This is a genomic window from Sphingomonas sp. (assembly GCF_042095875.1).
Lineage (GTDB): Bacteria > Pseudomonadota > Alphaproteobacteria > Sphingomonadales > Sphingomonadaceae > Sphingomonas.
The window spans coordinates 72,066-81,487 of the sequence record NZ_JBELMJ010000011.1 but is presented as its reverse complement, the minus strand read 5'-3'; the positions used below and the strand labels follow the sequence as shown (position 1 = coordinate 81,487).

The 9,422-nt window shown below is 69.3% G+C and carries 8 protein-coding genes; 6 read left to right on the top strand and 2 right to left on the bottom strand.

All coding sequences use genetic code 11. The features are described 5' to 3' along the window. Positions 1 to 537: 537 nt before the first annotated feature. Positions 538 to 1,638: a tRNA 2-thiouridine(34) synthase MnmA gene (gene mnmA / locus ACFDS6_RS06255; protein ID WP_375271254.1), complete on the bottom strand. Its 1,101-nt coding sequence runs from the start codon at positions 1,636 to 1,638 to the stop codon at positions 538 to 540. A 130-nt stretch (positions 1,639 to 1,768) separates the two neighbouring features. On the opposite strand from mnmA, the gene ACFDS6_RS06250 reads away from it, so the two are divergent. From ACFDS6_RS06250 to ACFDS6_RS06240, 3 genes are all read left to right on the top strand, one after another. Next, positions 1,769 to 1,969: a hypothetical protein gene (locus ACFDS6_RS06250; RefSeq protein WP_375271253.1), complete on the top strand. Its 201-nt coding sequence runs from the start codon at positions 1,769 to 1,771 to the stop codon at positions 1,967 to 1,969. A gap of 103 nt (positions 1,970 to 2,072) precedes the next feature. Continuing rightward, positions 2,073 to 2,372: a DUF1153 domain-containing protein gene (locus ACFDS6_RS06245; protein ID WP_174194815.1), complete on the top strand. Its 300-nt coding sequence runs from the start codon at positions 2,073 to 2,075 to the stop codon at positions 2,370 to 2,372. Positions 2,373 to 2,464: 92 nt separating this feature from the next. After that, complete coding sequence (locus tag ACFDS6_RS06240; protein ID WP_219769603.1) at positions 2,465 to 2,722, top strand: GlsB/YeaQ/YmgE family stress response membrane protein; 258 nt, start codon at positions 2,465 to 2,467, stop codon at positions 2,720 to 2,722. Between the two features lie 63 nt (positions 2,723 to 2,785). Here ACFDS6_RS06240 and ACFDS6_RS06235 read toward each other — a convergent pair whose 3' ends face one another. Then, on the bottom strand, positions 2,786 to 3,526 hold the full coding sequence (locus tag ACFDS6_RS06235) for an SIMPL domain-containing protein (protein ID WP_375271252.1): 741 nt from the start codon (positions 3,524 to 3,526) through the stop codon (positions 2,786 to 2,788). 135 nt (positions 3,527 to 3,661) lie between these two features. Here ACFDS6_RS06235 and ACFDS6_RS06230 point away from each other — a divergent pair, with 135 nt between their 5' ends. From ACFDS6_RS06230 to ACFDS6_RS06220, 3 genes are read left to right on the top strand one after another with little or no spacing between them, the layout of a single operon-like run. Next, a complete protein-coding gene (locus ACFDS6_RS06230; RefSeq protein ID WP_375271251.1) occupies positions 3,662 to 4,828 on the top strand; it encodes an efflux RND transporter periplasmic adaptor subunit in 1,167 nt (388 codons plus the stop codon). A gap of 6 nt (positions 4,829 to 4,834) precedes the next feature. After that, complete coding sequence (locus tag ACFDS6_RS06225; RefSeq protein ID WP_375271250.1) at positions 4,835 to 8,050, top strand: efflux RND transporter permease subunit; 3,216 nt, start codon at positions 4,835 to 4,837, stop codon at positions 8,048 to 8,050. Positions 8,051 to 8,108: 58 nt separating this feature from the next. After that, the gene (locus ACFDS6_RS06220; protein ID WP_375271249.1) at positions 8,109 to 9,374 is read left to right on the top strand and encodes a DUF445 domain-containing protein; all 1,266 of its coding nucleotides are present in this window, start codon (positions 8,109 to 8,111) and stop codon (positions 9,372 to 9,374) included. The last annotated feature ends 48 nt before the right edge of the window (positions 9,375 to 9,422 follow it).

Here is a 9,422-nt window from a genome sequence, read left to right as displayed (position 1 = left end):
TCTCGCCCCGCCGCCCTACGCGATCGCGCACACCCTGCTCGACGCCTGGGCGCGCGAACTGGCGTAACCGCCGCCGCCTCGCGCCATCCCGGCCTGATCCGGTACACGCCGCACGCCCGCGTCACCTTGTAATGTAGGAAAAGGAAGCGCAGCCCGGCACCAAGCCGCTCTTTGACACCGCCGCGCCCCGCTCGCCCGTTCAGCCGCCCCGCGTCCCCGCTGCGACCTCCGACGAGACACGCCTTGGCCTCACCTTAGCCTCACCTTCCGATTGCGCTGCGAACCATGACCGCGCGATCCGGCGCTTTTGGCTGGTCGACCGAACGGTTTGCGCGAGCATCAGTCAACAGCGCATTGGCCTCACCTTAGCCTCACCTTTCAGCTGCACGGCGTTTCAAATCGCGCGATCCGGCGCAAACGACTCGGTGACCAGCCGCCCCGCACGAACCTGCACAACGCCGCGTTGGGCTCACCTTTGCCTCACCTTCCACGCTCACCGCTACGCCGGGCTACACCGCGCCGCGCGCCTCGCTACGCTCACGCCGCCGCCATCGCCGCCTCGGTCTGCGCGATCCAGCCGCCGCCCAGCACGCGGTCGCCGTCGTACAGCACCGCCGCCTGTCCCGGCGCGACGCCGTACTCGGGCGCGTCGAACACCAGCCGGTCGCCCAACATCCGCGCGGGCACCGGCTTCGCCATCGACCGCACCTTGGCGGTCAGCGCGCCGGTTAGCGGCCCCAGCACGTTCATTCCCTCCAGCCGCGCCGCCGCCACTGCCAGCGCCTGCCGCGGGCCGACCACGACGCGCTGCGCCTCTGGCTCGACGCGCACGACGTACAGCGGCTCGGGGCTGCCGCCGATCTCCAGCCCGCGGCGCTGCCCGACCGTATAGTGGATGATGCCGCGATGCTCGCCGAGCTTGCGCCCGCCCAGGTCGACGATCTCGCCCCCCTGCGCCGCCTCGGGGCGCAGCTTCTTGACCAGCCCGGCATAATCGCCGTCGGGCACGAAGCAGATGTCCTGGCTGTCGGGCTTGGCCGCGACCAGCAGCTCCATCTCGCCCGCGATCTCGCGCACCCGCGCCTTGGGCAGATTGCCCAGTGGGAAGCGCAGGAAATCGAGCTGCGTGGCTGTCGTTGCGAACAGGAAATAGCTCTGGTCGCGCGCCGGGTCGGCGCCGCGGTGCAGCTCCGCGCCGTCCGCGCCCTCGACGCGGCGCACGTAATGCCCGGTCGCCAGCGCGTCGGCGCCCAGGTCGCGCGCCAGCGCGAACAGGTCGGTGAACTTCGGCCCCATGTTGCACTGGACGCACGGGATCGGCGTCCGCCCGGCGAGATACTCGTCGGCGAAGCGGTCGACCACCTGCTCGCGAAAGCTCGTCTCGTGGTCGAACACGTAGTGCGCGATGCCCAGCCGGTCGCACACCGCGCGTGCGTCGCGGATGTCGCGCCCGGCGCAGCACGCGCCCGCGCGCTTGGTCGCCTCGCCGTGGTCGTACAGCTGCAAGGTGACGCCGATCGTCTCGACCCCCGTCCGCGCGGCGAGTGCGGCCACGACCGAGCTGTCGACCCCGCCCGACATCGCGACGACGATGCGGCGCGCGCCCGGTGGCAACTGAAAATCGGCGAGTTCGTGCATGGCGCTCTTTATAGTCGATTCGGCGCGCGCCCGCCACTCGTCGGCGCGTGGGACCCCCGCGCTTTACTGCTCCTTCAGCATCTCGTGGCTAATCGGGATTGTAACGAACGAACATCATGAGACGCCATGCGTGACCATTCAGCCATCCAGCGCCGCCTCCCAACCCTTTCGCGCTGCGGCGTCGCGCCTCGCGGACTCGCCAACGGCCGCGCTCGCGCTCGACCTCGCCGCGATGGACGCGGAACGGGCGGAAGCGTCGCGGCTGGCACCGGCCGCGGGCAGCTTCGACCCGCCGACCGCCGCCGCGCTGTTCGCGCGACGCCAGCCGTGAAGATGCTGTTTACCGCGCCGCTTTAAACACCGTTCAAGGCCATCACCCTAAAAGGGGTCGCACGATGGAACGGGGGCACAAAACCCCTAGCCGAGGTTTAGGAATGATCGAGAACCAGAAGATTCGTCCCGCGAAAGTCATCGGCCCGCTCGGCGAGCCGCTGACGCTGGACACGCTGCCGCCCGCGGACACGACGCGCTGGGTGGTGCGCCGCAAGGCGGAGGTGGTCGCTGCGGTGAACGGCGGCCTGCTCTCGGTCGACGACGTCTGCGCGCGCTACGGTCTGACGGTCGAGGAATTCGCCGGCTGGCAGCGCGCGATCGACCGGTCGGGCATGCCCGGGCTGCGCGTTACGCGGATCCAGCACTACAAGTCGCTGTACGAGCGCCAGCAGAAATACTGAAATGAGGTTTCGCCTGCGGAACAATGTTTCTCGGTTACGCGTCTCATCCCCAGCGCCCGGCTTGGGCGAGTAACGAAGGGGAGTATGTTGCGATGAACCTCATTATTTGGCTGATTGTCGGCGGTGTAATCGGCTGGCTCGCCAGCATCATCATGCGCACGGACGCGCAGCAGGGTATCTTCCTCAACATCATCGTCGGCATCGTCGGCGCATTCCTGGGTGGATTGATCTTCACCGGTGGCTCGATCAACAACGCGCCGCTGACGCTCTACACCTTCCTCGTGTCGCTGCTGGGCGCCGTTGTCCTGCTCGCGATCGTCAACCTGTTCCGTCGCGGTCGCGTGCGCTAAGCTGCACTGACCGTTCGGACCCGAACGTAGCGGCCGCCCGAGCGATCGGGCGGCCGTTTCTCGTTACTTCAGCACGAACCGCACGTTCACCGTCGCGGTCACGTCGGTCTCGCCCGGCAGCACCTGCGTCGGGGCGTCCGCCTGCGCCGCCATCGCGCGAGCGCGGAACATCACCGGCGGCTGCGGCTGCCCGCCGTCGTTCTCGCCCGCCTCGCTGATCGACAGCACGCGTTCGACCCGCATCTCCGCGGCCTGCGCGTACAGCGCCGCCCGCGCGTGCGCGCGCTTGATCGCGTCGGTGCGCGCCGCGTCCAGCGCCGCGTCGGGCTGCGACAAGGACAGCGCCGGCCCGTCAATCTGGTTCGCGCCCGCCTTCACCAGCGCGTCGAGCACCGCGCCGCTGCGCGCGATGTCGCGGAACTTGACCGACACGCTGTTGCTCGCCTGGTAACCGGTCACGACCGGCGGCTGGTTGTCGGCGTAGCGATATTGCGGTTGGAGCGAGACGTTGCTGGTCGATAGGTCGCGCGCCTGGATGCCCGCCGACTTCAGGCTGGCGATCACGCGCGCCATCCGGGCTGCATTCTCCTCGCTCGCGGCGGCAGCCGTCGCGCCCTGCGTCACCACGCCCGCGCGGATCACCGCCTGATCGGGCGCGCGGGTGACGCGACCGGTCGCGCTGACCTCCAGCACCGTGCCGTCGACCGGCGCCGCTTGCGTCAGCGCGACCTGCGCCGCCGCCGCTCCCGGCATCGCGACGGCCGCCAGCCCCAGACCCAGTCCCCAACCCAGATTGATCCGCATGCAATGAACCTCCTATCTCGTTAACCCGACCTCGTTTAAGCCCGCGCGATCAACGCCAGCTGAATGATGCGCGGGCTTGCGCGCGGTGACGTAGCCGGATAATACAGCGTCGGGGTTGAGGGACAAGAAGCGCGCATGACCTACGAGCCGGGCACTTTGGAGGGCGAGCGGCTGTTGCTCAGCGATGAGCGGCCGCGTCGGCGGCGGCGGTGGATCATCGCCGCGCTGGTCGTGCTGGCGCTCGCGGTTGGCTGGTTCGTGTTCGCGCGCGAGAAGGCGGCACCCGCCGCCGCCGCGCCGACGGAGGCGGGCGCTCCCAACGTGTCGGTGATCGTGCCCGGCAGCCAGACGGTCGACCGCACCGTCAGCGCGACGGGCACGCTCGCCGCACGACGCGAGATGCCGGTCGGCGTCGCGGGCGAGGGCGGCATGGTGTCGCGCGTGCTCGTGGAGCCCGGGCAGTGGGTCAAGGCGGGGCAGGTACTCGCCACCGTCGACCGCTCGGTTCAGGCGCAGACCGCCGCCAGCCTCGCCGCGCAGATCGGCGTCGCGCAATCCGACCTGACGCTCGCGCAGGCCGAGCTCGAGCGCGCGCAGAGCCTGGTTGATCGCGGCTTCATCTCCAAGGCCGACGTGCAGCGCCGCATCGCGACGCGCGACGCTGCCGCGGCGCGGCTTCGCGTCTCGCGCGCCGCTCTGTCCGAGCAGCGCGCGCGCAACGCGCGGCTCGACATACGCGCGCCGGCCGAGGGACTGGTGCTGACGCGCGGCGTCGAGCCGGGCCAGATCGTCAGTTCGGGCTCGGGCGTGCTGTTCCGCATGGCGAAGGGCGGCGAGATGGAGATGCGCGCGCAATTGTCCGAAGGTGATCTCCAGGCGGTGCGCGTCGGCACCCCCGCCACGGTCACGCCGGTCGGCGACACGCGCCAGTTCTCGGGGCAGGTGTGGCAGGTGTCCCCCGTCATCGACCCGCAGACGCGGCAGGGGATCGCGCGCATCGCGCTGTCGTACAATCCGGCGCTACGCCCCGGCGGCTTCGCGTCCGCGGCGATCAACGCCAACGCCGGCACCGCGCCCGAACTGCCGCAATCGGCGCTGCAGAGCGATGAGAAAGGCAATTACGTGTTCGTGGTCGACGCGCAGAACAAGGCGCAGCGCCGCGACGTCACGCTGGGCCCGGTCGACAGCAACAAGGTCGCGATCGCGAGCGGGCTGTCGGGCAACGAACGCGTCGTGCTCTCGGCGGGCGCGTTCCTCAATCCCGGCCAGAAGGTCACGCCGATCCTTCGACGTGGGAGCTGACCGACCATGGGTTTCCGCAACATCTCGGCCTGGTCGATCCGCAACCCGGTGCCGTCGATCGTCCTGTTCCTGATCCTGACCGTCATGGGCGTGGTCAGCTTCATCCGGATGGACATCAACCAACAACCTGACATCGACTTTCCCGGCGTGATCATCTCGATCAACCAGCCGGGCGCGGCGCCCAGCGAGCTGGAAACTCAGGTGACGCAGCGCGTCGAGGCCGCGATCCGCAGCCTGGAGGGGATCGACGAGATCAACTCCTACGTCAGCGAGGGGGACTCGACCACGATCGTACAGCTCGCGATCGGCACGCCGGTCGACCGCGCGGTCAACGAGGCGCGCGACGCGATCACGCAGATCCGCGCCGACCTGCCCGACGGTATCACCGAGCCGCAGGTCAGCCGCATCAAGGCGAACGACTTCAACCTCGGCAGCTACACCGCGACCGGCACCGACATGTCGATCGAGGATCTGAGCTGGTACGTCGACAACACGGTGGCCAAGGAGCTGCTGTCGGTGTCGGGCATGGGCAGCGTGACGCGCAACGGCGGCGTCGATCGCGAGATCCGCGTCATCCTCGATCCCGCCAAGCTCGCCGCGCAGGGGCTGACCGCCAGCCAGATCAACCAGCAGCTGCGCCAGGTCAATCTGAACGCGCCGGGCGGCCGCGCGGAGATCGCGGGCGCGGAACAGTCGGTGCGCGTGATCGGCAACGCCGATACCGCCTATCAACTCAGCCAGACCCAGATCAACGTCGGCGGCGGGCGCACCATCCGCTTGGCCGACATCGCGACCGTGCGCGACCTTTACGGCGAGCGGCGCAGCGCGGCGGCGGTCGACGGCCGCTCGGTAATCTCGTTCGACTTCAAGCGCGCGAAGGGCGCGTCCGACGTCACCGTGTTCCGCGAGGCCAAGGCCAAGCTGGAGGCGCTGGAGAAGCGCAACCCCAAGGTGCAGTTCCGCCTGCGCGTCGACGGCTCCGAGTACGCGTTGGTCCAGTACAAGGCCGCGATCCACTCGATGATCGAGGGCGCGCTGCTCGCGGTCTTGGTCGTCTTTCTGTTCCTGCGCGACTGGCGCGCGACCTTCATCGCCGCGCTGGCGATCCCGATGTCGGCGATCCCGGCCTTCTGGTTCATGGACATGCTGGGCTTCACGCTCAACAACATGACCATGCTCGCGCTCAGCCTGGTGGCGGGCGTGCTGGTCGATGACGCGATCGTCGAGATCGAGAACATCGTGCGTCACATGCGGATGGGCAAATCGGCCTATCAGGCGTCGATCGACGCCGCGGACGAAATCGGGCTCGCCGTGCTGGCGACCACGATGGCGATCGTCGCGGTGTTCTTCCCCGTGGGCTTGATGCCCGGCATCTCGGGGCAGTTCTTCAAGAATTTCGGCCTGACCGTCGTCGTCACCGTGCTGATGAGCCTCGCGGTCGCGCGTCTTATCACGCCGATGATCGCGGCCTATTTCCTGAAATCCTCCGGCCATGCCGAACACGGCGGCGGGCGCTGGCTCGACATCTACCAGCGCGTGCTGGTGTGGACGCTGACCGAGGCGAAGGCACCGGTGGTGCGCGCCCGCGGGCGGTTCCGTCGCGCAACGCGCTACCTGCGCGACCACCGCGTCTGGACGGTCGGCATCGGCGCGCTCGCGTTCGCGCTGACGCTGTTCCTGTTCACGCAGATCCCGATGACGTTCCAGCCGGCGCAGGACCGCGACCGCAGCGTCGTCACGATCACCATGCCGCCGGGCGCGACGCTCGAGACGACGCAGGCGGTGGTCGCGCAGGTCGACGAACTGATGCACCGCCAGCCGCTGGTGGAGAGCGTCTACGCGACCACCAGTGTCGGCTCTGGCCGCCTCGTGCTCCAATTGAAAAAGCCACGCGAGATCACCTCAACCGAGTTCGAGCGCCAGCTGACGCCTGAGCTCGCCAAGGTGGCGGACGCGCGCGTCAACTTCGAATCGCAGTTCGGCTGGGGCGACAACAATCGCGACCTATCGGTGACGCTGGCGGGCGACGACCCCGAGCAATTGCGCCAGACCGCGGACACGCTGGTCAGGCAGATGGCGGGCGTCCGCGGCGTCGTCGCACCACGGATCGCGGGCGACCTGAAGCGGCCGGAGATACAGATCAGGCCGCGGCTCGACCTCGCCGCGAACCTGGGCGTGACCACCGCTGCGCTGTCCAACGCGATCCGCATCGCGACGCTCGGCGACCTCGACCAGAACAGCGCGCGCTTCTCGCTGTCCGACCGCCAGATCCCTATCCGCGTCGCGCTCGCGCAATCGTCGCGCTCGCGGCTCGACACGATCCAGAACCTCCCAGTGGCGACCGCGAACGGCGGTTCGGTACCGCTCGGCCTCGTCGCGGAGATCGGCTTCGGCTCCGGCCCGACCCGCATCACCCGCCTCAACCAGCAACGTCAGCTGACCGTCGGCGCCGATTTGTCGCCCGGGCTGGTCGCGAGTGAGGTGATGGCGAAGATCAAGGCATTGCCGGTCATGCAGAACCTGCCGATCGGCGTGCAGGAGCTGCAGGTCGGGCAGGCGAAGTGGCAGATGGAGATGCTGGTCAACTTCGTCTTCGCGGTGCTCGCGGGCGTGTTCCTCGTCTTCGCGGTGCTGATCCTGCTCTACCGCCGGCTGCTGCCGCCGGTCGTCAACATGGGCTCGCTGCTGCTCGCGCCGCTGGGCGGGTTGATCGCGCTGATGATCGCGGGCCAGCCCTTGTCGCTGCCGGTGTTCATCGGGCTGCTGATGCTGCTCGGCATCGTCGCCAAGAACTCGATCCTGTTGATCGACTTCGCGCTGGAGGAGATGCAGGCGGGCGTGCCCTTGCGCGCCGCGATCATCGACGCCGGGCACAAGCGCGCGCAGCCGATCCTGATGACCACGATCGCGATGGTCGCGGGCATGGTGCCGACCGCATTGTCGCTGTCGGGCGACAATTCGTTCCGCGCGCCGATGGGCATCGTCGTGATCGGCGGGCTGTCGCTCTCCACGCTGCTGACGCTGCTGATCGTCCCCGCGGCGTTCAGCCTGGCGATCGGGGCGGAGCGGCGGATCGGGCCGTGGATCGGTCGCCGCCTGCTCACCTACCGCCCCGGCGACGATGGTCAGCCGGTGATCGAGCACGACGCGCCCGCGGGCGCGCTGCCCGGGACCGCGGGGCGGATCGGCTACGGCGGCGAGGGGACGCATCCCGCCGAGTGAGTGCGCCGGGTGCGCGGGCGCGCATGAACCTTCGTTACGCTCGCGCTTTGATTGGGTGATGATCGTGACCGCCCGCCGCCGCCTGCCGCGCCCGCCCGTGCCCGATGGGCTGAAGCGGATGCGGGTCATCGCGACCGGCCTGCTCGTCGCGATGGCGGCGATCTTCGCGGTCACTCGCTCGCTCGAGCCGCTCCACCCCGCCTGGGGATACGTGCGCGCGTTCAGCGAGGCGGCGATGGTCGGGGGGCTCGCCGACTGGTTCGCGGTCACCGCGCTGTTCCGTCACCCCCTGGGCGTCCCGATCCCGCATACCGCGATCATTCCGCGCAACAAGGACCGGATCGGCGACCAGCTCGCGACCTTCCTACGCGATTATTTCCTGATTCCCTCTGTCGTCGCCCGCCGCATGGCGCGGATCGACGTCGCTGCCGCGGCGGGGCGCTGGCTCGCCAATCCGCAGGGGTCCGGCGGCCGGCTGGCGCGCGGCACCTCGCGCCTCGCGGTTGAGATCCTGCAGGAGCTCGACCAGGAACGGCTGGGCGGGATGGTGCGCGCGATGATGGTCGCGCGCGTGCGCGAAACGGAAGTGTCGCCGATGATCGGCCGCGCGCTCTCGGCCGCGGTGGCGGAGGGCCGCCACCTGCCCGTGCTCGACAGCCTGATCGGCTGGGGCCGCGACGCGCTTCGCAGCAACGAGCAGCTGATCCGCGCGATGGTGCACGACCGCGCGGGTTCGATCCTGCGCTGGACCGGGCTGGACGAGACGCTCGCCAACAAGATCATCGACGGGCTCGACAAGCTGATCGGCGATATCGCGGAGAACCGCGAGCACCCGCTGCGCGTCCGCGCCGAGGAGGGGCTGGCACGCCTCGCGCACGACCTGCAGCACGCAGACGCGATGCGCGACAAGGTCGAGCGGCTCAAGATCGAGTTGCTCGAGAACCCCGCAATGCAGGACTGGATCAACGGCCTGTGGGAGCAGGCGCGCGCCGCGATGCTGCGGATGGCGCGCGACCCGCACGCGCTGCTGTCGGGCAAGTTCGGCGAGGCGCTGCAGCAGCTCGGCCAGACGCTGGAGCGCGATCCCCGGCTCGGCCGCACGATCAACCGCTTCGTGCGGCGCGCGGTCGTTGGCGCCGCGGCGGATTACGGCGACACGATCGTGCGGCTGGTGTCGGAAACGGTGCGCGGCTGGGACACGCGGACGATCACCGAGCGGCTGGAGAATGCGGTCGGCAAGGACCTGCAGTTCATCCGCGTCAACGGCACGCTGGTCGGCGGGCTGGTCGGCGTGCTGATCCACGCGGTCGACGTGCTGTTGTGACGGAGGCTATTCCCTTCGCGGAACGATCGTTCACTCGAAACGCTTGTG

Coding starts and splice junctions, on each gene's coding strand:
- ACFDS6_RS06235 (WP_375271252.1), bottom strand. CDS start 3,526: ATGCGGATCAATCTGGGTTGGGGACTGGGTCTGGGGCTGGCGGCCGTC.
- mnmA (WP_375271254.1), bottom strand. CDS start 1,638: ATGCACGAACTCGCCGATTTTCAGTTGCCACCGGGCGCGCGCCGCATC.
- ACFDS6_RS06245 (WP_174194815.1), top strand. CDS start 2,073: ATGATCGAGAACCAGAAGATTCGTCCCGCGAAAGTCATCGGCCCGCTC.
- ACFDS6_RS06220 (WP_375271249.1), top strand. CDS start 8,109: ATGATCGTGACCGCCCGCCGCCGCCTGCCGCGCCCGCCCGTGCCCGAT.
- ACFDS6_RS06240 (WP_219769603.1), top strand. CDS start 2,465: ATGAACCTCATTATTTGGCTGATTGTCGGCGGTGTAATCGGCTGGCTC.
- ACFDS6_RS06230 (WP_375271251.1), top strand. CDS start 3,662: ATGACCTACGAGCCGGGCACTTTGGAGGGCGAGCGGCTGTTGCTCAGC.
- ACFDS6_RS06225 (WP_375271250.1), top strand. CDS start 4,835: ATGGGTTTCCGCAACATCTCGGCCTGGTCGATCCGCAACCCGGTGCCG.